The 20,336-nt window shown below is 63.8% G+C and carries 21 protein-coding genes; 14 read left to right on the top strand and 7 right to left on the bottom strand.

Annotated features, from left to right (window positions below; genetic code table 11):
* Positions 1–31: 31 nt before the first annotated feature.
* From coxB to QQL24_RS27305, 11 genes are all read left to right on the top strand, one after another.
* Positions 32–898, top strand: coding sequence for a cytochrome c oxidase subunit II (gene coxB / locus QQL24_RS27355; protein WP_284315463.1), 867 nt, complete (start codon positions 32–34; stop codon positions 896–898).
* Between the two features lie 31 nt (positions 899–929).
* Positions 930–2,567 carry a cytochrome c oxidase subunit I gene (gene ctaD / locus QQL24_RS27350; protein WP_284315462.1) on the top strand — a complete coding sequence of 546 codons (1,638 nt, stop codon included), beginning with the start codon at positions 930–932 and terminating at the stop codon, positions 2,565–2,567.
* 180 nt (positions 2,568–2,747) lie between these two features.
* On the top strand, positions 2,748–3,665 hold the full coding sequence (locus tag QQL24_RS27345) for a heme o synthase (protein WP_284315550.1): 918 nt from the start codon (positions 2,748–2,750) through the stop codon (positions 3,663–3,665).
* Positions 3,662–3,907: a hypothetical protein gene (locus tag QQL24_RS27340; RefSeq protein WP_284315461.1), complete on the top strand. Its 246-nt coding sequence runs from the start codon at positions 3,662–3,664 to the stop codon at positions 3,905–3,907. Before QQL24_RS27345 ends, QQL24_RS27340 begins: the two co-directional genes overlap by 4 nt.
* 2 nt (positions 3,908–3,909) lie before the next feature.
* Entirely contained in the window at positions 3,910–4,533 is a 624-nt protein-coding gene (locus QQL24_RS27335) for a cytochrome c oxidase assembly protein (protein WP_284315460.1), read from the top strand.
* 29 nt (positions 4,534–4,562) lie between these two features.
* Positions 4,563–5,399 carry a cytochrome c oxidase subunit 3 gene (locus QQL24_RS27330; protein ID WP_284315459.1) on the top strand — a complete coding sequence of 279 codons (837 nt, stop codon included), beginning with the start codon at positions 4,563–4,565 and terminating at the stop codon, positions 5,397–5,399.
* Between the two features lie 64 nt (positions 5,400–5,463).
* On the top strand, positions 5,464–5,844 hold the full coding sequence (locus QQL24_RS27325) for a DUF983 domain-containing protein (RefSeq protein ID WP_284315458.1): 381 nt from the start codon (positions 5,464–5,466) through the stop codon (positions 5,842–5,844).
* A 2-nt stretch (positions 5,845–5,846) separates the two neighbouring features.
* Positions 5,847–6,596 carry an SURF1 family protein gene (locus tag QQL24_RS27320; RefSeq protein ID WP_284315457.1) on the top strand — a complete coding sequence of 250 codons (750 nt, stop codon included), beginning with the start codon at positions 5,847–5,849 and terminating at the stop codon, positions 6,594–6,596.
* A gap of 333 nt (positions 6,597–6,929) precedes the next feature.
* A complete protein-coding gene (gene thrC, locus QQL24_RS27315) occupies positions 6,930–8,342 on the top strand; it encodes a threonine synthase (RefSeq protein ID WP_284315456.1) in 1,413 nt (470 codons plus the stop codon).
* Positions 8,339–9,598 (top strand): M16 family metallopeptidase, encoded by a 1,260-nt coding sequence (locus tag QQL24_RS27310; protein WP_284315455.1) that lies wholly within the window; start codon positions 8,339–8,341, stop codon positions 9,596–9,598. The genes thrC and QQL24_RS27310 overlap by 4 nt, the downstream gene beginning before the upstream one ends.
* A gap of 217 nt (positions 9,599–9,815) precedes the next feature.
* Positions 9,816–10,403, top strand: coding sequence for a GNAT family N-acetyltransferase (locus QQL24_RS27305; protein WP_284315454.1), 588 nt, complete (start codon positions 9,816–9,818; stop codon positions 10,401–10,403).
* Positions 10,404–10,418: 15 nt separating this feature from the next.
* Here the strand turns inward: QQL24_RS27305 and QQL24_RS27300 are convergent, their stop codons facing one another.
* The 3 genes from QQL24_RS27300 to galU all read right to left on the bottom strand — a co-directional run bounded on the left by QQL24_RS27300 (position 10,419) and on the right by galU (position 12,156).
* Positions 10,419–10,835 (bottom strand): hypothetical protein, encoded by a 417-nt coding sequence (locus tag QQL24_RS27300; protein WP_284315453.1) that lies wholly within the window; start codon positions 10,833–10,835, stop codon positions 10,419–10,421.
* Positions 10,832–11,083, bottom strand: coding sequence for a type II toxin-antitoxin system prevent-host-death family antitoxin (locus QQL24_RS27295; RefSeq protein ID WP_284315452.1), 252 nt, complete (start codon positions 11,081–11,083; stop codon positions 10,832–10,834). The genes QQL24_RS27300 and QQL24_RS27295 overlap by 4 nt, the downstream gene beginning before the upstream one ends.
* Positions 11,084–11,280: 197 nt before the next feature.
* Positions 11,281–12,156: a UTP--glucose-1-phosphate uridylyltransferase GalU gene (gene galU / locus QQL24_RS27290; RefSeq protein ID WP_284315451.1), complete on the bottom strand. Its 876-nt coding sequence runs from the start codon at positions 12,154–12,156 to the stop codon at positions 11,281–11,283.
* 417 nt (positions 12,157–12,573) lie between these two features.
* Between galU and QQL24_RS27285 the strand changes: the two genes are divergently transcribed.
* The gene (locus QQL24_RS27285; protein WP_284315549.1) at positions 12,574–15,456 is read left to right on the top strand and encodes an EAL domain-containing protein; all 2,883 of its coding nucleotides are present in this window, start codon (positions 12,574–12,576) and stop codon (positions 15,454–15,456) included.
* A gap of 10 nt (positions 15,457–15,466) precedes the next feature.
* Here the strand turns inward: QQL24_RS27285 and QQL24_RS27280 are convergent, their stop codons facing one another.
* Positions 15,467–16,081, bottom strand: a complete 615-nt coding sequence (locus tag QQL24_RS27280; protein WP_284315450.1) for a YqgE/AlgH family protein — start codon at positions 16,079–16,081, stop codon at positions 15,467–15,469.
* 184 nt (positions 16,082–16,265) lie between these two features.
* Here QQL24_RS27280 and QQL24_RS27275 point away from each other — a divergent pair, with 184 nt between their 5' ends.
* Positions 16,266–17,090, top strand: a complete 825-nt coding sequence (locus QQL24_RS27275) for a protein-disulfide reductase DsbD domain-containing protein (RefSeq protein ID WP_284315449.1) — start codon at positions 16,266–16,268, stop codon at positions 17,088–17,090.
* A gap of 32 nt (positions 17,091–17,122) precedes the next feature.
* Positions 17,123–17,605, top strand: coding sequence for a peroxiredoxin (locus QQL24_RS27270; protein ID WP_284315448.1), 483 nt, complete (start codon positions 17,123–17,125; stop codon positions 17,603–17,605).
* A 174-nt stretch (positions 17,606–17,779) separates the two neighbouring features.
* Here QQL24_RS27270 and rnhA read toward each other — a convergent pair whose 3' ends face one another.
* From rnhA to ispH, 3 genes are read right to left on the bottom strand one after another with little or no spacing between them, the layout of a single operon-like run.
* Positions 17,780–18,253, bottom strand: coding sequence for a ribonuclease HI (gene rnhA / locus QQL24_RS27265; RefSeq protein ID WP_284315447.1), 474 nt, complete (start codon positions 18,251–18,253; stop codon positions 17,780–17,782).
* A complete protein-coding gene (locus QQL24_RS27260) occupies positions 18,250–19,215 on the bottom strand; it encodes a homoserine kinase (protein ID WP_284315446.1) in 966 nt (321 codons plus the stop codon). Before QQL24_RS27260 ends, rnhA begins: the two co-directional genes overlap by 4 nt.
* Positions 19,215–20,216, bottom strand: coding sequence for a 4-hydroxy-3-methylbut-2-enyl diphosphate reductase (gene ispH, locus QQL24_RS27255; RefSeq protein WP_284315548.1), 1,002 nt, complete (start codon positions 20,214–20,216; stop codon positions 19,215–19,217). The genes QQL24_RS27260 and ispH overlap by 1 nt, the downstream gene beginning before the upstream one ends.
* Positions 20,217–20,336 lie beyond the last annotated feature (120 nt).

Raw genomic sequence — 20,336 nt, 5'->3', positions numbered from 1 at the left:
CGGCGGCTGGCGGGAATTGGAGAGAAGGCGGATGGCTTTCCATCTTAAGAAGACTATGAGCGGGGTGGCGCTGACGTCCCTGCTGTTGGGCCTCACCACGGGCACGGCCTTTGCCCAGGAAACGGGCGGCCTCGGCGAACCCCACCCCTGGCAGATGGGCCTGCAGGAAGCGGCCACACCGGTGATGGATTACATCGTCTGGTTCCACGGCTATGTGATGTGGTTCATCGTGCCCATCACCCTCTTCGTGATGGCGCTGCTGCTCTATGTGATCTTCCGCTTCAACAAGAACGCCAATCCGGTGCCGTCCAAGGTGACGCACAACACGCTGATCGAAATCATCTGGACGGTGGGCCCGATCCTCGTCCTCGTGCTGATCGCCCTGCCCTCCTTCAAGCTCCTCTACTTCGAGGAAGTCATTCCCAAGGCCGACCTGACCATTAAGGCCACGGCCAGCCAGTGGAGCTGGGACTACGAATATCCCGACAATGGCGACTTCACCTTCACCTCCACCATGCGCCGCGACGAGGACAAGGTGAAAGCCGAGGGCAAGCCGTGGCTGCTCGCCGTCGACAACGAGATGGTGGTGCCGGTCAACAAGACCGTGGTCGTCCAGGTCACCGCGACCGACGTGATCCACGCCTTCTCGGTGAATTCCTTCGGCGTGAAGATCGACGCCATTCCCGGCCGACTCAACGAAACCTGGTTCAAGGCCACCCGCGAAGGCTGGTATTATGGCCAGTGCTCGCAGCTGTGCGGCCATGACCATGCTTTCATGCCGATCTCCGTGCATGTTGTCAGCCAGGAAGACTTCGACAAATGGGCTGCCAGCAAGAAGTCGGCTCTGAACGGCGACAGCCAGAACAAGGTCGCTTCGGCGGCCGCGATTGTACAGTAACGGCCTGACGGCTCGACTAGAGGATTGAATGATGGCCACTGTCCCCGATGCATCGGTGCATGACGACCATGCCCATGATGACCATGCGCATGATCATCCGACCGGTTGGCGCCGTTACGTCTACTCGACCAACCACAAGGATATCGGCACGCTCTACCTGATCTTCGCGCTCTGCGCGGGCATCATCGGCGGCTTCCTGTCTGTGATGATGCGGGCCGAACTGATGGTTCCGGGCATGCAGATCTTCTCCAACCCCTATACCTTCAACGCCTTCGTCACGGCCCACGGCCTCATCATGATCTTCTTCATGGTGATGCCCGCGATGATCGGCGGCTTCGGCAACTGGTTCGTGCCGATCATGATCGGCGCGCCGGACATGGCCTTCCCGCGCATGAACAACATCTCGTTCTGGCTGCTGATCCCGGCGATCAGCCTCCTTATCATCTCGATGTTCGTTCCCGGCGGCCCCGGCCCGACCGACTACGGCGTCGGCACCGGCTGGACGGCCTATCCGCCGATGTCCTCGCTAACCGGCACGCCCGGCCCGGCCATGGACTTCGCGATCCTGGCGCTGCATCTGGCCGGCGCTTCCTCGATCCTGGGCGCCATCAACTTCATCACCACGATCTTCAACATGCGTGCACCGGGCATGACGCTGCACAAGATGCCGCTGTTCGCCTGGGGCGTGCTGGTCACCGCCTTCCTGCTGCTGCTGTCGCTGCCTGTCCTCGCCGGCGCCATCACCATGCTGCTGACGGACCGCAACTTCGGTACCGCCTTCTTCGACGCCGCCCATGGCGGTGACCCAATCCTGTGGATGCACCTGTTCTGGTTCTTCGGCCATCCGGAAGTCTACATCCTGATCCTGCCCGGCTTCGGCATTATCAGCCACATCATCTCGACCTTCTCGCGCAAGCCGATCTTCGGCTATCTCGGCATGGCCTACGCCATGGTCGCCATCGGCGTCGTCGGCTTCGTGGTGTGGGCCCACCACATGTATACCGTCGGCCTCGACGTCGACACGCAGGCCTACTTCGTGTTCGCCACCATGGTGATCGCGGTGCCGACCGGCGTGAAGATCTTCTCGTGGATCGCCACGATGTGGGGCGGCTCGATCGACTTCAAGGCCCCGATGGTCTGGGCGACGGGCTTCATCTTCCTGTTCACCATCGGCGGCGTGACGGGCGTGATGCTGGCCAATGCCGGCGTCGACCGCTCGCTGCACAACACCTATTACGTGGTGGCCCACTTTCACTACGTGCTGTCGCTAGGCGCCGTCTTCGCTATCTTCGCGGGCTGGTACTACTGGTTCCCGAAAATGTTCGGCTACATCATCCCCGACTGGATCGGCCAAACGCATTTCTGGATCGCCTTCATCGGCGCCAACATGCTGTTCATGCCGCAGCACTTCCTGGGCCTGGCCGGCATGCCCCGTCATGTCGTCGACTACAACCCCGCCTTTGCCGGATGGAACTTCATCTCCTCGCTCGGTGCCTTCATCTTCGCCGGCGGTGTGATTTTCTTCCTGTGGGGCATGTACCACACGCTGTTCGTGCACAAGGAGCAGGCCGCGGCCAATCCTTGGGGCGAAGGCGCCACGACCCTGGAATGGACGCTGCCCTCGCCGCCGCCCTTCCACCAGTTCGAGACCCTGCCGCGCATCCGCTAAGCGCCTCGAACCAAGAGTATTCGAGGGCGGCCGCACCAACGGCCGCCCTTACGCCTCCGAGCGGAGGTCCCGGTTTCTTCCTCGAGCCTTCGAACGACGAAGGTTCAAGCAAGAAACTTCAAGCACCAACAGGCGGCCTTGCAGCCTGCCACCAAGGAAACTGCATTGAGCGACATCGGCATGCCCATGAACGGCCAGACGGACGAGGTTGATCCCGCGATCAGCATCGCCTCGGCAGGCGACTTCGTCGCCCTGCTCAAGCCGCGCGTGATGTCGCTCGTGGTCTTCACCGCCCTCACCGGCATGGTGATGGCGCCAGTTCACATCCACCCGGTTGTCGGCCTTGCCGCCCTGATCGCCATCGCCGTCGGTGCCGGCGCTTCGGGCGCCCTCAACATGTGGTACGACGCCGATATCGACGCCGTGATGAGCCGCACGCGCAAGCGTCCGATCCCGGCCGGGCACATCCATCCCAACGAGGCCCTCACCTTCGGCATCATCCTGTCCTGCGCCTCGGTGCTGGTGCTCGGCGTCTTCACCAATAGCCTTGCCGCAGGCCTGCTCGCCTTCACCATCTTCTTCTATGTCGTCGTCTATACGATGTGGCTGAAGCGCTGGACGGCGCAGAACATCGTCATCGGCGGTGCCGCCGGCGCCTTGCCCCCGGTTGTCGCCTATGCGGCCGCCACCGGCAGCGTGTCGCTGGAGAGCCTGGTGCTGTTCGCCCTGATCTTCATATGGACGCCGCCCCATTTCTGGGCGCTCGCTTTGTTCAAATCGGGCGACTACGAGAAGGCTGGCGTGCCCATGCTGCCCGTGGTCTCCGGCGCGCGCGAAACCCGCAAGCAGATCCTGATCTACACCGTGCTGCTGGCGCCGATCGGCATGCTGCCCTGGTTCCTCGGCTTCGCACACTGGACCTATGGCATCGTCTCCGGCCTCGGCGGCCTCGGCATGCTCTGGCTCGCCATCGAGATCTGGCGCAAGCCCGACGACATGGGGCCGGCCAAGCGCATGTTCGGCTACTCGATCCTCTATCTCTTCGTGCTGTTCGCCTGTCTCCTCGGCGAGGCCGTGGTCATGAGGATGATGGCATGATGAGCAACCATCTGTGGTTCGTCGGCCCTGCGCTGATCGTCCTCCTCCTGATCATCCTGTTCCGCCCGCTTGCCTATCAGCGCCCGCCCCGGGACAGCTGGATGGCCAAGCTTGCGCCTGACCAGGCCCGCAAGCTGCACTGGCGCAGCATCGCGCTCGCCGCGGCGCTAATCGCCTTCGTGCTGCTGGTTTACGCCGTGAGCTTCGTCAAGGGCCCTGGCATCGGCGACCAGGGATTCTGACGATGAGCACCCGGGAGCGCCCCCAGACACCGCAAGGCAGGACACGGCACCCCAAGGCCAGCAACGGCCTCATCGCGGTCTGTTGCCTGGCTTTCGTGGCCTCGATGGTGGGCGCGGCTTATGCCTCGGTGCCGCTCTACACCTTGTTCTGCAAGGTCACCGGTTTTGGCGGCACCACCAGGGTCGCGGAAGCCGCGCCCGCCCAGACCATCGACCGCAGCTTCGAGGTGCGCTTCGATTCCAACATCAATCCAGCCCTGCCCTGGAAGTTCGAACCCGAGCAGCGCTCCATCACCGTCAAGGCCGGCGAGGTCAAGACGATCTATTACAAGATCACCAACCTCTACAGCGAGACCACCTGGGCCTCGGCGGCCTATAATGTGACGCCGCAGGAGACGGGCGCTTATTTCTCGAAAATCCAGTGCTTCTGCTTCACCAGCCAGAGCCTGGCGCCGGGCGAGAGCCGTGAATTGCCTGTGGTCTTCTTTGTCGATCCCGCCATCGACAAGGTGGATTATCTCAGGGGCGTCAAGACAATCACGCTGTCCTACACCTATTATCCGGCCAAGCAGCCAGCGACTCCCGTCGCGGCCGCCGAACCGGCCACGACGAAACCGCAGTTGTAAATCCGGGCGACCGGCATCTGGAGAAGACCATGGCTCAAGCCAAGAACCATGATTACCACCTCGTAAATCCGAGCCCGTGGCCGTTCGTCGGCGCGATGTCGGCTTTCGTCCTGGCCATCGGCCTGATCACCTGGATGCATGGCGCTTCGGTCGGCCCGCTGGTGTTCGGCGCCGGCCTGATCGGCGTGCTCTACACCATGATGATGTGGTGGTGGGACGTCATCAAGGAAGCCACCGAGGGGGACCATACCCCGGTCGTGCAGCTGCATCACCGCTATGGCATGATGCTGTTCATCGCCTCCGAGGTGATGTTTTTCGTCGCCTGGTTCTGGGCCTATTTCGCCGTCGCCCTCTTCCCCGGCCAGGTCAACGAAGTCGCCCGCACGGCTTTGACCGGCGGCGTCTGGCCGCCCAAGGGCATCGAGACGCTTGATCCCTGGCATCTGCCGCTGCTCAATACACTGATCCTGCTGACCTCGGGCACCACGGTGACCTGGGCGCACCACGCCTTGCTGGAAGGCGACAAGAAGGGCCTGCGCAACGGCCTCCTCCTTACCGTCATCCTCGGCCTGTTCTTCACCGCCTGCCAGGCTTATGAGTATGCCCATGCGCCGTTCGGCTTCTCCGGCCACATCTATGGCTCGACCTTCTTCATGGCGACCGGCTTCCATGGTTTCCATGTGATCATCGGCACCATCTTCCTGGCGGTCTGCCTGTGGCGCGCCAGCTTCGACCAGTTCACGCTGCGCCATCACCTCGGCTTCGAATTCGCCGCCTGGTACTGGCATTTCGTCGACGTGGTTTGGCTGTTCCTGTTCGCCTGCATCTATGTCTGGGGTCATGGCCCCGGCGGCGTGCATGGCTGAGCCCCGGCACAAGAATTGTTTGAGGCGGCCGGGGTCACCCGGCCGTTTCCTTTTGGAGACCGCCATGTCCCAGGATCATCGTCACTACCCGCCGATTTCGCCCTTCCAGACCGGTCCCCGGGGGCTGTGTCCGCGCTGCGGCCAGGGCAAGATGTTCGCCGGCTTCATCAACCTCAAGCCTAAATGCAGCGCCTGTGGCCTGGACTACAGCTTTGCCGATTCGGGTGACGGGCCGGCGGTGCTGGTGATCCTGGTCGCGGGCTTCATCATCCTGGGAGCCGCGCTCTATGTCGAGTTCACCTTCTCCCCACCGGTGTGGGTGCATGTCGTGCTCTGGCTGCCGCTCTCGCTCATCGTCTGCCTCACGCTCCTGCGCGTGATGAAGGGCATCCTGGTCGCCCTGCAATACACCAAGCAGGCAGCCGAAGGCCGGCTCGAGCAGTGACCGTGACAACGTCTCTGCCCTGGCGGCGTTCGCTGCTGCTTCTCACGCTTTTCATGCTGGCGATGTGCGCCTTCCTGATTGGCCTTGGAATCTGGCAGCTGGAACGGCTGCAGTGGAAGGAAGGCTTGATCCGCGAGGTCAACGAGCGCACCACCGCTGCTCCTGTTCCCCCTCCCCCCGAGGCGCAATGGCCTGCCCTCAAGCAGGACGATCTCGAATATCGGCACTGGCAGGTCAGCGGCACCTTCGACCATTCGAAGGAGATCCGTGCCTTCACCAACCTGCCCGATGCCAGGGGGCCGGCGAAAGGCGTCGGCTTTTGGGTGCTGACCCCGCTGATCCGCGACGACGGCTCCACCGTCCTGATCAACCGCGGCTTCGTGCCCGAAAGCGCCAAGGATCCAGCCACGCGCCCGGCCGGGCAGGTCACCGGCCCCGTCACCATCACCGGCCTCGCCCGCTGGACGGAGGACCGCAACCTCTTCACGCCCGCCGACAATCCGGCCACCGGCGACTGGTTCACGCGCGACATCCAGGGCATCGCCAAAGCGGAGAAGCTGACGCGTGTCGCCCCCTTCTTCATCGACGCCGACCAGAGCGCGCCGGGCGGCCTGCCGCAGGGCGGGGAGACCATTCTCTCCTTCCCCAACAACCACCTGCAATATGCCCTGACCTGGTTCGGCCTCGCCATCGGCCTGGTGGGTGTCTACATCGTGTTCATGTTGCGTCAGCGCCGCGGCAAAGACGCTTAGGAGCAACGAGACGGCGATACGCGCCTTGCCCGCACGCCGCATGCGGATTACAGGATGAAGTTCAGAGCGTGATGCAAGCGGATCGGGTCGCGAAACGGTCTTCCGATGAGGCCGGAACGTTCCGTCATTCCGGCTGAAGCGAAGCGGAAAGCCGGAATCCATGAACACCGTCCTGGCGGGGTTGTGTTCATGGATTCCGGGTCTCCACTCACAAGCGAAAGCTTGTGAGGATACGGTCGCCCGGAATGACGACAGCGCCCCAGATCGACATCATCACACTCTGGATGTTTGGAGCGGGATTTGCCTTCCTCCGGCACCGAAAAGGATAGACCCGTGCGTTATGTTTCCACCCGGGGCGAAGCACCCGTCCTCGGTTTTTGCGATGCCCTTCTCGCCGGCCTCGCCCGCGACGGCGGGCTCTATGTGCCGCAGACATGGCCGGTTCTCCCGCCCGCCACCATCGCCTCCTTCGCCGGCAAGCCCTATTGGCAGGTGGCCGAGGCGGTAATCGCACCCTTCATCGGCGGCGAGATCGAGCCTGACGCATTACGCCATATGCTGCAGCAGGCCTATGGCAGCTTCGACCATCCCGTGGTGGCCCCGCTGGTGCAGATCGGCGACAACCTCTTCGTGCAGGAGCTCTTCCATGGCCCGACGCTGGCCTTCAAGGACGTGGCGATGCAGCTGCTCGCCCGCCTGATGGACCATGCCCTCAGGGCCCGCAACAAGCGCGCTACCATCGTCGGCGCGACCTCCGGCGACACCGGCAGCGCCGCCATCGAGGCCTTCCGCGGCCTCGACCAGGTCGACATCGTCATCCTCTATCCGCATGGCCGCGTCTCCGACGTGCAGCGCCGGCAGATGACCACGGTGGCCGCGCCCAATGTCCACGCCGTGGCGCTGGAGGGCAATTTCGACGATTGCCAGGCGCAGTTGAAGGCCATGTTCAACCATCTCGACTTCCGTGACGAGATCGGCCTGTCCGGCGTCAACTCGATCAACTGGGCCCGCATCGTCGCGCAGATCGTCTATTATTTCACGGCCGCCGTGGCGCTGGGCGCCCCGCACCGCCCGGTCTCCTTCTCGGTGCCGACCGGCAATTTCGGCGACATCTTCGCCGGTTACGTCGCCAAGCGCATGGGTCTGCCGATCGAGCGGCTGCTGATCGCCACCAATGTCAACGACATCCTCGCTCGCACCGTCGCCACCGGCGTCTATGAGGCGCGCGGCGTGGTCGCGACCTCCTCTCCCTCGATGGATATCCAGGTCTCCTCCAATTTCGAGCGCCTGTTGTTCGACGCGCATCGGCGCGACCCGGCGCAGGTGCGCCGCCTGATGGCCAACCTTGCGCAATCAGGCGCCTTCGTGGTCGAGGGCGCCGCCTATGAGGCGATCGCCGACGAGTTCGACGCCGAGCGTGCCGACGAGGCCGAGATCGCCAAGGCGATCAACCTCACCTGGCGGTCGTCCGGCTATCTGCTCGATCCGCACACCGCGGTCGGTGTGGTCGCCGCCTGGAAATCCGAGCCCGACCGCAGCGTGCCGATGGTGGTGCTCGGCACCGCCCATCCCGCCAAGTTCCCGGCGGCGGTGAAGGCGGCCTGCGGCATCGAGCCGAAGCTGCCTGATTTCCTCGCCGACCTGCATGAGCGCCCGGAACGCTTCACCGTGCTGCCGAACGATCTAGGCGCCATCGAAGCCTTCGTGCGCCAGCATTCCCGCGCCGCCCAGGGCGAAGCGGCATGAGCGTCAAGGTTACCACGCTGCCATCGGGCCTGACCGTCGTCACCGACGCCATGGCCCATCTTGAAACCGCCTCGCTCGGCGTCTTTGCCGGCGCGGGCGCCCGCTCGGAAGGCGAGAAGGAGCATGGCCTCGCCCATCTTCTCGAGCACATGGCCTTCAAGGGCACGAAGAGCCGCGACGCCAAGCGCATCGCCGAGGAGATCGAAAGCGCCGGCGGCGAGCTCAACGCCGCCACCTCCGGCGAGCAGACGGCCTATTACGCCCGCGTGCTGAAGGAGGATGTCGGCCTCGGCTTCGACATCCTCGCCGATATCCTCACCCAGTCGGTCTTCGACAAGGATGAGCTGGCGCGCGAGAAAAACGTCATCCTGCAGGAGATCAGCGCGGCCGAGGATACCCCCGACGACCTCGTCTTCGACATGTTCAACCAGGCCGCCTTCCCCGGCCAGGCGATTGGCCGCCCCATTCTCGGCACGCCGGAGACGGTGATGTCGTTCGACCGCGGCGCCATCCAGGACTATCTCGACACCCATTACCGGGCCGGGCGCATGGTGGTGGCCGCCGCCGGTGCCGTCGACCATGACCGTGTCGTCGAGGATTCTGCCCGTCTCTTCGCTGGCCTGCCGCAAGGCACTGGCCCGGCGCCGACCCCCGCCACCTATCGCGGCGGCGAGCATGTCGAGGAGACCGATCACGAGCAGGCCAATGTGCTGATCGGCTTTGCCGGCCGCTCCTATCGCGACGAGCTAAGCCCGGCGCTGGGCGTCTTCACCAATATCCTGGGCGGGGGCATGTCCTCGCGCCTGTTCCAGGAAGTGCGCGAGAAGCGGGGCCTATGCTACTCGGTCTATGCCTTCCAGTGGGGCTATTCGGACACCGGGGTGTTCGGCATTTCCGCCGGCGCCGGCCCTGAGGAGTTGCCGGAGCTCGTGCCGGTGATCCTCGATACCGTCGCCGAAACCACGCGGGCGCCGGGCGAAGCCGAGATCGCCCGCGCCAAGGCGCAGATGAAGGCGGGCCTCTTGATGGCGCTCGAATCCTCGTCCATGCGGGCCGAGCAGATGGCGCGTCACATGCTGATCTGGGGCCGCCCGCTGCCGCCGGCGGAACTCATTGCCAAGATCGAGGCCGTCACCGCGGATGATGTGCGCAAGGCGGGCGAGGCGCTGCTGGCCTCGACGCCGACGCTCGCTGCGCTGGGGCCTGTGGCCAAGCTCCCGCGCCTCGACAAGATCCGCACCAGATTGGCCGCGTGAGGGGCACGCCCTTGAGCGTTTTGCGATTTGACGGAATCGGCAAGAATCGCAAAAACGCGTCGAAACAAAGAGTTAGAGCAAAGAAGCGTTTACGCTTAAACGCGTTTTGCTCGAGAGCAAAATGCTTTCAGGTTGAAGTGGCTCTCAAACTTAACTCGTTGGTATTAAAAGTATTTTGCGATTCCTAGCGATTCAATCTGAAGGTAAAGCGTTCTGAATGTCCTTCCTGCGGCCCTTTTCCTTCGCGGATGTGCTGCCTCCGCTCCAGGGCCGCAGCGTGGAGTTGCGTGCGCCCGAAATGCGGGATTTCGAGGCCTGGGCCGCCTTGCGCGCCGCCAGCCGCGAGTTTCTGCGCCCCTGGGAGCCGACCTGGCCGCCCAACGACCTCACCCGCATGGCCTTCCGCGCCCGCCTGAAGCGCTACAGCCAGGATGTGCGGGCCGATGCCGCCTATCCCTTCTTCATCTTCCGCCACAGTGACGGCGCGCTGGTGGGGGGCCTCACCCTCGGCCAGATCCGCCGCGGCGTGGCGCAGACCGCCTCGCTCGGCTACTGGATGGGCCAAGCCTATGCCGGCCAGGGCTATATGAGCGACGCCGTGCGCGCCATGCTGCCCTACGCCTTCAACGGCCTGCGCCTGCGCCGCGTCGAGGCCGCCTGCCTTCCGGAGAACGAACCCTCGATCCGGCTTCTCGAAAAGGTGGGCTTCATCCGTGAGGGTTATGCCCGCTCCTATCTCTGCATCGCCGGCGCCTGGCGGGATCACTTGCTCTACGCGATCCTGGCAGATGATCCGATAAGGTGACGGGGTCCCGGAATGTCAGCTCCCTCTGTCGACGGCAGCAAGCCGGGATCGGCGTGCAATAACTTGCTTCATGAGGGGCAGGAAGAAAGCCTTGCTGAAGCGGCCGAGGACTGCAGCCGGTTTGAGGTAATAAGATCGACCGACCCGATCGCCATTGAATTCCTCAAGAATGATCCACAAACGGATGTCGGTACTCAGGCCGGCGCGCCGTTTCTCGGTTTCGGGAATCTCAGCAGCAAATTGTGACGCGGCGGGTTGCTTGCTCGTAATCGGAAACAGGAGCAGGAGGTCTACACCATCCGGCTGGGGAATTCTCACTCCGACAGCAACCGGACGGTCCTTCCGTCCCTCCAGTTCTCCGCGTTCAGCCTCTCGGTGCCAGAGATACGGATACTGAACCACCGTCGCCGACTGAATATCGTCGTAGCTCATGGCTCGTCGCGTTCATGCTCATAAGCTTCAACGGCGCTTTTGAACCCTTCGAATAACTCATCCGGCATGGCATCGAGAGTACCAGCGAAACGAGTTTGCGCGGCCGACGTCAGACGCTGATAATCCTCAATACTAAGCAATACCAAGCGGGGCTTGCTGCGCTGCGTGATTGTAACGGGCATGCGCAATGCATCTGCGATGATGTCACCAGATTTTCGAGACAAATCGCTCGTCGTATAGCTTTTCACGATGAACCCTCTGACACAGACATACAGCATATACAACAATGCTGCGTATGCTGCAATGCGCGCCCTTCGCCGCGGGACGCTCATTCAATCCGCCCGGGCTCGGTTTGAAGGCTTCTCCCGAGCAAAAATCACAGGCCCAAAATAAAATGGGCGCCCTCCATTTCTGGAAGACGCCCATATGAAACTCCGCAAAAACCTCAGCCGAGCAGCGTCTTCAGCTCGGCCCTCAGTTCATCGCCGAGGCCCTCGCGCTCCAGTGCGTAGGCGACGTTGGCGGTGAGGAAGCCGATCTTCATGCCGCAATCATAGATGCGGCCCTTGAACACCGAGCCGTAGAACTTCTGCTGCTGGGCGAGCTTCAGCATGGAATCGGTGAGCTGGATCTCACCGCCTGCGCCACGCTCCTGCTTTTCCAGGAGGCCGAAGATCTCGGGCTGCAGGATGTAGCGCCCCGACACGGCGAGGTTGGATGGCGCCGTGCCCTTCTTGGGCTTTTCCACCATCTTGGTGATCTCGAAGGCGTTGCCGCCGACGCTCTCGCCCTTGCCGACGATGCCATATTGATGGGTCTGGTCCTCGGGCGCCTCGAACACCGCGATGTGGTTGCCGCCGACCCTGTCATAGGCCTCCACCATCTCGGCGAGGCAGCTCTTGCCCTTGGAGTGATGGAGCATGTCCGGCAGCAGCAAGGCGAAGGGTTCGTTGCCGACGATCTCGCGCGCGCACCACACGGCATGGCCGAGGCCGAGGGGAGCCTGCTGACGGGTGAAGCTGGCCTGCCCGGCGGCGGGGAGGCTGCGCTGCAACTCCTCGAAGGCCTCCATCTTGCCGCGCTCCTTCAGCGTGGCGTCGAGCTCATAGGCGACGTCGAAATGATCCTCGATGACGCCCTTGTTGCGGCCGGTGACGAAAATGAAATGTTCGATTCCGGCCTCGCGGGCTTCGTCTACCACATGCTGGATGACCGGTTTGTCCACCACGGTCAGCATTTCCTTCGGGACGGACTTGGTGGCGGGCAGGAAGCGGGTGCCGAGGCCGGCGACGGGAAACACGGCTTTACGAATGCGCGTCATGAGAAACCTTCGATAGACCCTTTGGGAACTTGGGTGGTGTTTCAGAGACAGGTATGAACCCCCTCGGGCGAGGAGGCGATGGCCGACCCTATCGACAGTTGGGCCGGGCGGCAACGCCGGGCTTGCCTGCCTCGGGTGTCAAATAAGCGGTAGAGGCGTGAGGCGCCGCCACTTCTCGCCAGGATTGCGGTGGATTGTCTCAACCATGCTACAAGATCAGAATGCGCCATTGCCCAAAGCGTTCCGAACGGCTCATTCCGGTTGACGCCTTCAGGAATCCCGAAGGGGCGACTTGCCCATTTTGCCATAGCTGGCTACTGGTTCTCGACACAATTGAGTGGCAGGTGGGCGGACCCGTCGAGTGACAAAGGACCAGAGGCTGGCGCGGGGTGCCAAACTCTGGCTGGAGATCGCATGTTGCAGTTTATTCGCGTAATCGCAGCCTCCCTGGCCATGATAACAGTCATGGCCATGGTTGCCGGCGCTGCGCATGCGCTGGAGCCGGTTTCGGTGAATGGCGACGTCGACGCCATCGACCTTCTGCCTGCCGTCGAGAGCTATTCGAGCCAGGGCGACCGTATCCAGATCCAGACCGCGCCGGGGGCCGACGGCATCGTACGCCGCATCGAGGTGCGTTCGAAGCAACCGGGCACCAATCCGCACTGGATCGTCTTCGCGCTCGCCAACACCACGGACGAGCAGATCGACCGTATCGTCGTCGCTCCCCATTTCCGCCTCGTCGGCTCCGGCCTGGTCTGGCCGGATCTCGGCGCCTCGCGCATCGCCGAAATCACGCCGAGCCAAGGTTTCCAGCCCGAGCGCCAGGACGACGATGATGCTGATGTCTTCCGCGTCACGCTGGATCCCGGTTCGCGCATCACCTTCGTGGCTGAGCTGCGCACCGCCAAGCTGCCCCAGCTCTATCTGTGGGATCCGGACGCCTACAAGGACAAGGTCAACTCGCTGACCCTCTACAAGGGCATCGTGCTCGGCATTGCCGGCCTCCTGGCGCTGTTCCTCACCATCGCCTTCGTGGTCAAGGGCACGGCGATGTTCCCCGCTGCCGCGGCCCTGGCCTGGGCGGTGCTCGCGTACCTCGCCATCGATTTCGGCTTCCTGCACAAATTCCTTGCCATCGCCCCGGATGGCGACCGGGTCTGGCGCGCCGGCGCCGAGGCGGTATTCTCGGCGACGCTCCTGGTCTTCCTCTTCGCCTATCTCAATCTCAACCGATGGCATGTGCGCTACTCCGTTGTCTCGGCGCTCTGGCTAGTGGCGCTCGCCGCGCTTGTCGGCCTTGCCGTGATCAATGCCCCCGTCGCCGCCGGTGTTGCCCGCATCTCGATCGCCACGCTCGCGGTGGTGGGCCTGCTCATCATCGTCTTCCTCGCCTTCTACGGCTATGACCGCGCCGTGATGCTGATTCCCACCTGGACTTTGCTGCTGGGCTGGGTGGCGGCGGCGGGGCTGACCATCATGGGCCACCTCACCAATGACCTGGTGCAGCCCGCCCTTACCGGGGGCCTGGTGCTGGTGGTGATGCTGATCGGCTTCACGGTGATGCAGCATGCCTTCGCGGGCAGTGCCTTCGCGCCCGGCCTGATGACGGACAGCGAGCGCAAGGCCCTCGCCCTCACCGGCTCCGGCGATGTCGTCTGGGACTGGGACGTGCCGGCGGACCGCATCTATGTCAGCCCGGAGGCCGACCAGTTGCTTGGCGTGGCGCCGGGCGCCCTCGACGGGCCGGCCAGCGGCTGGCTCGACCTCGTCCACATCTTCGATCGCGACCGTTTCCGCACCGCCCTCGACGCGGTGATCGACCAGCGCCGCGGGCGTGTCAGCCAGGATTTCCGCATTCGCGCCGCCGACGGCCATTACATGTGGCTGAACCTCAAGGCCCGTCCCGTGGTCGGTTCGGACGGCGAGGTGGTGCGCTGCGTCGGCACCGTCTCCGACATCACCGAGCAGAAGACGGCCGAGGAACGGCTGCTGCACGATGCGGTGCGCGACAACCTCACCGGCCTGCCCAATCGCGAGCTCTTCACCGACCGCCTGGATACCGCCCTCACCTTCGCCAAGAACGATCCGAGCATCAAGCCGACCGTGCTGCTGCTCGATCTCGACCGCTACAAGCAGGTCAACGACGCGGTGGGCCATTCGGTTGGCGATTCCATCCTGCTCACGGTCTCGCGCCGCCTCTCACGCCTCCTGAAGCCGCGCGACAGCGTCTGCCGCATCTTCGGCGACCAGTTCGGCATGCTGCTGCTCTCCGAACCCGACCCCGAGCGCATCTCCGCCTTTGCCGAGGCGATCCGCCGCTCGCTGCGCGCGCCCGTCGCCGTGGCCGACCGCGAAATCTTCCTCACCGCCTCCATCGGCGTCGCCATCTTCGATCCGCAGGCGCCGGTAAAGGCGGACGAGTTGATCAAGGATGCCGAGATCGCGATGTATCACGCCAAGAAGATCGGCGGCGACCGTATCGAGATCTTCCGCCCGGCGATGCGGGTGGAACGCCCCGATCGCTCGACCCTGGAGGCGGACCTGCGCCGCGCCATCGAGCGCGACGAGCTGAAGGTGCTGTTCCAGCCGGTGGTGCATCTGCAGGACCGCACTATCGCCGGCTTCGAGGCGATCGTGCGCTGGGAGCATCCCAAGCTCGGCCGCCTGCCGCCCGCCGAGTTCACCGCCATGGCGGAGGAGACCGGCCTTATCGTCGATGTCGGCCTGTTCGTGCTCGATCGGACCGCCCGCCAGCTCTCGATCTGGCAGCGCCTGGTCGAGGTCGATCCGCCGCTCTTCGGCATGGTCAACATCTCAAGCCGCCAATTGCTGCGCCAGGACCTAGTGCAGGACCTCAAGGCGGTGATGGCGCGCGCCGGCATCGAGCGCGGCTCGCTCAAGCTGGAAGTCTCCGAGAGCCTGGTGATGGAGAATCCGGAATATGCCGCGCAGATCCTGGCGCAGCTCTCCGATCTCGGCGTGGGCCTCGCCATGGACGGCTTCGGCACCGGCTATTCGAGCCTGTCCTACCTGCAGCGCTTCCCGTTCGACCTTTTGAAGATCGATCCGAGCTTCGTGAAGCCCAACGGCCGCGGCCGCCCGGTGATCCTGAGATCCATCATCGGCATGGCAGGGGATCTGGGCATGGAAGTCATCGCCGACGGCGCCGAGACCGATTCGGATGCCGAGGAACTCGGCCAACTGGGCTGCCAGTTCGCGCAGGGCGAAGCCTTCGGCGATCCCGTGACGGCGGAAGAAGCAAGGCGGCTGATTGCCGGGCCGGTAAGGTTGAGGGCGTAGGCTGGGAGCGCTACGCGTGTCCCGCTTCGGGCGAGAACATTCCCGGCTCGATGCCGAGCTTCTTCAAAGCCCGCAGATATTTCGTATCGACATCTGCATCGAACAGCAGCGCCGGATCGGCGTCGCAATGCAGCCAGCCATTGGCCTGGATCTCGCGTTCGAGCTGCCCTGGCTGCCAGCCGGCATAGCCCAGCGCCAGCAGCGCCTTCTCCGGCCCCTCGCCGAGCGCGATGGAGCGCAGGATGTCGAGGGTCGCCGTCAGGCAGATATTGTCCTCGATCTGCATGGTCGAATTGTCGATGACGACATCATTGGTGTGAAGCACGAACCCCCTGCCCGATTCGACGGGCCCGCCATTGACGATGCGGATCGGCTGGCCGCGCGGTGCCCTGAGGTCCGCCAGGCCCTCGATCACGCCGAGCTGCTTGAGGAGGTCTGGAAACTTGATGTTCTTGGCCGGCTGGTTCACCACGATGCCCATCGCGCCTTCGGCCGAATGGGCGCAGACATAGATCACGGTGCGGGCGAAGCGTTCGTCATGCTGGAGGACCGGTGTGGCCACGAGCATCTTACCGTCGAGAAATCCGCCGGAAGAATCATCGCCGAAGGGAACATAGCGCCTCATGGCCGCAATCGTGCCGCATCGAACTGGCTTTGTTAAGGCATAATTTTGGTCAACCGTGGCGAAGACCCATCCACTCTTTGGCGACCGGCCTCACGACAATGTCACGCCTTCGTGCCTGGCGCTATTGACCATTCGCAGTTATCCGTCTCGATGGATGCTCCTTTCGAATCTCGACCCAGGACTAATGCGTAACCTCATTCTACCAGCCCTCGTCCTGGCTCTTGCCGGGCTTCCCGCCGCCACCCTCGCCGGCGAAGCCTCGCCATGGTCCGCCGTCGATGGCGCGGCTATGCGCCTGTTGCCGGGCAACGCACCCGGCAATGGGCCCGCCGGCCTGGAGATAAAGCTGGATGAAGGCTGGAAAACCTATTGGCGCAACCCCGGTGATGCCGGCATTCCCCCGAGTTTCGACTGGTCGAAATCCGAAAACCTCAGCAGCGTGACCGTGCTCTGGCCCGCTCCGACGCGCTTGGACGACGAAGGCGGCTCCTCGGCAGTGTACAGGGGCGATGTCGTGCTGCCCCTGAAGGTGACGGCAGCAGATCCGGCCAAGCCCGTCCGCCTGTCGCTGGCGCTGGACTATGCCATCTGCCATGAGATCTGCGTGCCCGCCAAGGGTAGCGCCGACCTCACCTTGGCCCCGGGAACGCAAGGCGGCGAAGGGGCAGACGCCATTGCCGAAGCGGTGAAGCACGTCCCGAAGCTCGCAGCGATCGGTGCGCAAGAGAGCCCTGCCATCAGCAAGGTCACGCTCGACACCTCGACCAAGCCTGCCACGCTGACCATCGACGTCAAGGCAGCGTCCGCCGCCTCGCTTTTCGTGGAAGCGCCGCTAAAATGGTATCTGCCGATGCCGAACCTCGCGCCAGGGGCCGACAAGGCCAATCCTAAGCAGTTCGTGTTGCAGCTCGACGGCCTGCCCAAGGATGCCACGTTGAGCGGAAATGAACTTCGCTTCACGCTCTCGACTGGCGAGGGCAGCGTCGAGAGCCTATATCGGTTGCCGTAACCCCACGACAATTCTTCCCCATGGAGACTCACGTGACGATCAAGCCCGGCGACAAGCTTCCCGAAGTGACGTTCCGCGTCGTGACGCAGGACCAGCCCGCACCCAGGAGCACTTCCGATATTTTCGGCGGCAAGAAAGTGGTGCTGTTCGCCGTTCCCGGCGCCTTCACGCCGACCTGCCACCGCAACCACCTGCCTGGCTATCTGGAGCATTACGATGCCTTCAAGGCCAAGGGCGTCGATACCGTGGCGGTGACCGCCGTCAACGACGTGTTTGTGATGGACGCCTGGGCCAAGGCGACCGGTGGCCTTGGCAAGATCGAATTCCTGGCCGACGGCAGTGGCGACTTCGCCAAGGCAACCGGCATGGAACTCGACCGCGTCGCCGCTGGCCTCGGCGTGCGTTCGCAGCGCTACGCCATGCTGGTCGATGACGGCGTGGTGAAGGTGCTCAATCTCGACGACGGCGGCAAGCTGGACATTTCCGGCGCGGACACGATCCTGCAGGCGCTGTAATTTCCTGGGAGCGCGGACATCCTGTCCGCTCTTCCTATGCCCAGCCGCAACGTTTCGAAGAGCCGGCTGGAAAGCCGGCGGTCCCAGGATCCCCGGGTGCGCGGACATCCTGTCCGCTCTTCCTTTCCACATACGCCGCGGTTCCAAGAGCGGACAAGATGTCCGCGGTCCCGACTACGACAGTGCTGCCGCCCTGTCCCGCTTTTCCTGCAGATAGGGCGCCATGCCCTCGCGGGCCAGAAGGTCGGCCTCCTCGTTCAGGGGGTGGCCGGCATGGCCCTTCACCCAGTGGAACTCCACTTCGTGGCGCTCGAGCGCGACATCGAGCCTGCGCCAGAGATCCTCGTTCTTCACCGGCTTCTTGTCGGCGGTGCGCCAGCCATTGCGCTTCCAGCCATGGATCCAGCCGGTGATGCCGTTCTTCACATATTGGCTGTCCGTATGCAGGTCGACGGCGCAGCCGCGCTTCAGCGCCTCCAGCCCCTCGATCGCCGCCTGCAGCTCCATGCGGTTGTTGGTGGTCTCCAGCGCCCCGCCCTTCAGCGTCTTGCGGTGATCGCCGAACATCAGGATCGCACCCCAGCCGCCCGGACCGGGATTGCCCGAGCAGGCGCCGTCCGTATAGAGCGTCACTCTCTTTTCGGTCATAGGTCGAATCCGTATTCGGCCGGGCTCGAGACGCGCTGATGGAAGCGCAGCTTCTTCCAATATTCGAGCGGGTCCTTCGGCTTGACCATGGCGCCCGGTGGCACGTTGAGCCAATCGACCAGGCGCGTCAGCATGAAGCGCAGGGCCGAACCACGCGCCAGGATGGGCATGGCATTCATCTCTGCGTCCGACAGCGGCCTGACGGCGCGATAGCCGGCCAGGAGTGCCCTGCCCTTGGTGGCATTATAGGCGTGATCAGGCTCGAAGCACCAGGCGTTCAGGCATACGGCCACGTCATAGGCGAGGATGTCGCTGCAGGCGAAATAGAAATCGATCAGGCCCGACAGCTTGCCCTTCAGAAAGAAGACATTGTCCGGGAAGAGATCGGCATGGATGACGCCGGTGGGCAGCCCCCGCGGCCAATGCTGCTCGTGGAAGGCCAGTTCGTCGGCAATGGTGGCCGTAAGGCCCTGCAGCACGCTGTCGGCGCGGCCATCAGCCTGCCTGGCAAGCGCCAGCCAGCCTGCGAGCGAGAGGGAATTCGGCCGGCTCATCGGAAAGGAGAGGGTCGCGTTGTGCATGGCGCCAAGCGCCCGACCCACGGCGCCGCAATGCTCGACACTGGGCCGCTTGATCCAAACGCCTTCGAGGAAGGAGATGATCGCCGCCGGGCGCCCCGCAAGCTCGCCCAGCACCTTGCCGTCGCGCCGGTGGATCGGCGTCGGGCAGGTCACGCCGCTTTTCGACAGATGTTCCATCAGCTCCATGAAGAAAGGCAGGTCCGTGCGATCGACCCGCTTCTCGTAGAGCGTGAGGATGTAGGCACCCTTCTCGGTGCGCAGGATGTAATTGGTATTCTCGACACCCTCGGCGATGCCCTTGCAGGCGAGCACGCCGCCAATGTCGTATTGGGCGACGAATCCGGCGAGATCCTCGTCATTGACTTCGGTATAGACGGCCATCAGCGCGCCACGCTCTCAGGCTGCCGTACATCGCCGGTCCTCGGATCCCCCGTTCTCAGATCTCTTGGCAGGGGGAAGAATACGCTCTCATCGGCCGTCGACACGGTCTCGACCGTGATGGCGTAGCGCTCGGCGAAGGCGTCTATGACCTCCTCGACCAGGATCTCGGGGGCCGAGGCGCCGGCGGCGACGCCGAGCGATTTCAGATTGCCGAAGCGGCTCCAGTCGATGTCGCAGCCGCGCTGCACCAGCTCGGCGACGGTACAGCCGGAGCGTTCGGCGACCTCGCGCAGGCGCTGCGAATTGGAGGAATTGGGCGCGCCCACCACGATGAAGCCTTCGACTTGCGGCGCCACCGCCTTCACCGCTTCCTGGCGGTTGGTGGTGGCGTAGCAGATGTCTTCCTTGTGCGGGCCGACGATGCCCGGGAAACGCGCTTTGAGGGCGTCGACGATGTCGCGGGTATCGTCCACGGAAAGCGTGGTCTGGGTGACGAAGGCGAGCGCCTCCGGATTGGCCGGCGCAAAGGCGGCGACATCGGCGACCGTTTCGATCAGGCGCACGGCGCCATCGGGGAGTTGGCCCATAGTGCCGACCACTTCCGGATGGCCGCGATGGCCGACCAGCACGATCTCGCGGCCGCGCTTGTGATGGATCTCGGCCTCGCGGTGCACCTTAGTCACCAGCGGGCAGGTGGCGTCGATGGCGAAGAGACTGCGGCTCTCGGCGGCTGACGGCACGGATTTGGCCACGCCATGGGCCGAGAAGATCACCGGCGCCCGCGTCTGCGGCACCTCGTCGAGCTCCTCGACGAAGATCGCGCCCTTTGCCTTGAGACTCTCGACGACATATTTGTTGTGCACGATCTCATGGCGCACATAGACCGGCGGGCCATAGATCTTGAGAGCTTGCTCGACGGCGTCAATGGCTCGCACCACGCCGGCGCAGAAGCCACGGGGGGAGCAGAGCAGGATCTTGAGCGCAGGTTTGTCAGAAATCATCACGCGCCGGATATGGGGCTCGCGGGCGAGGGACGTCAAGCGGATTTGGCGTGGAAAACACTGGGAGCGCGGACATCTTGTCCGCCTCTTGGAAACGATACACCTGACTACAAGGGAAGA

The organism is Labrys miyagiensis (assembly GCF_030160835.1).
Classification (GTDB): domain Bacteria; phylum Pseudomonadota; class Alphaproteobacteria; order Rhizobiales; family Labraceae; genus Labrys; species Labrys miyagiensis.
This window is presented reverse-complemented; position numbering and strand designations above follow the sequence as displayed.

Excerpts from the sequence above, each read along its gene's own strand:
- coxB (WP_284315463.1), top strand. The coding sequence starts at position 32 with ATGGCTTTCCATCTTAAGAAGACTATGAGCGGGGTGGCGCTGACGTCC.
- ctaD (WP_284315462.1), top strand. The coding sequence starts at position 930 with ATGGCCACTGTCCCCGATGCATCGGTGCATGACGACCATGCCCATGAT.
- QQL24_RS27345 (WP_284315550.1), top strand. The coding sequence starts at position 2,748 with ATGCCCATGAACGGCCAGACGGACGAGGTTGATCCCGCGATCAGCATC.
- QQL24_RS27340 (WP_284315461.1), top strand. The coding sequence starts at position 3,662 with ATGATGAGCAACCATCTGTGGTTCGTCGGCCCTGCGCTGATCGTCCTC.
- QQL24_RS27335 (WP_284315460.1), top strand. The coding sequence starts at position 3,910 with ATGAGCACCCGGGAGCGCCCCCAGACACCGCAAGGCAGGACACGGCAC.
- QQL24_RS27330 (WP_284315459.1), top strand. The coding sequence starts at position 4,563 with ATGGCTCAAGCCAAGAACCATGATTACCACCTCGTAAATCCGAGCCCG.
- QQL24_RS27325 (WP_284315458.1), top strand. The coding sequence starts at position 5,464 with ATGTCCCAGGATCATCGTCACTACCCGCCGATTTCGCCCTTCCAGACC.
- QQL24_RS27310 (WP_284315455.1), top strand. The coding sequence starts at position 8,339 with ATGAGCGTCAAGGTTACCACGCTGCCATCGGGCCTGACCGTCGTCACC.
- QQL24_RS27305 (WP_284315454.1), top strand. The coding sequence starts at position 9,816 with ATGTCCTTCCTGCGGCCCTTTTCCTTCGCGGATGTGCTGCCTCCGCTC.
- QQL24_RS27300 (WP_284315453.1), bottom strand. The coding sequence starts at position 10,835 with ATGAGCTACGACGATATTCAGTCGGCGACGGTGGTTCAGTATCCGTAT.
- galU (WP_284315451.1), bottom strand. The coding sequence starts at position 12,156 with ATGACGCGCATTCGTAAAGCCGTGTTTCCCGTCGCCGGCCTCGGCACC.
- QQL24_RS27280 (WP_284315450.1), bottom strand. The coding sequence starts at position 16,081 with ATGAGGCGCTATGTTCCCTTCGGCGATGATTCTTCCGGCGGATTTCTC.
- QQL24_RS27275 (WP_284315449.1), top strand. The coding sequence starts at position 16,266 with ATGCGTAACCTCATTCTACCAGCCCTCGTCCTGGCTCTTGCCGGGCTT.
- rnhA (WP_284315447.1), bottom strand. The coding sequence starts at position 18,253 with ATGACCGAAAAGAGAGTGACGCTCTATACGGACGGCGCCTGCTCGGGC.
- QQL24_RS27260 (WP_284315446.1), bottom strand. The coding sequence starts at position 19,215 with ATGGCCGTCTATACCGAAGTCAATGACGAGGATCTCGCCGGATTCGTC.
- ispH (WP_284315548.1), bottom strand. The coding sequence starts at position 20,216 with ATGATTTCTGACAAACCTGCGCTCAAGATCCTGCTCTGCTCCCCCCGT.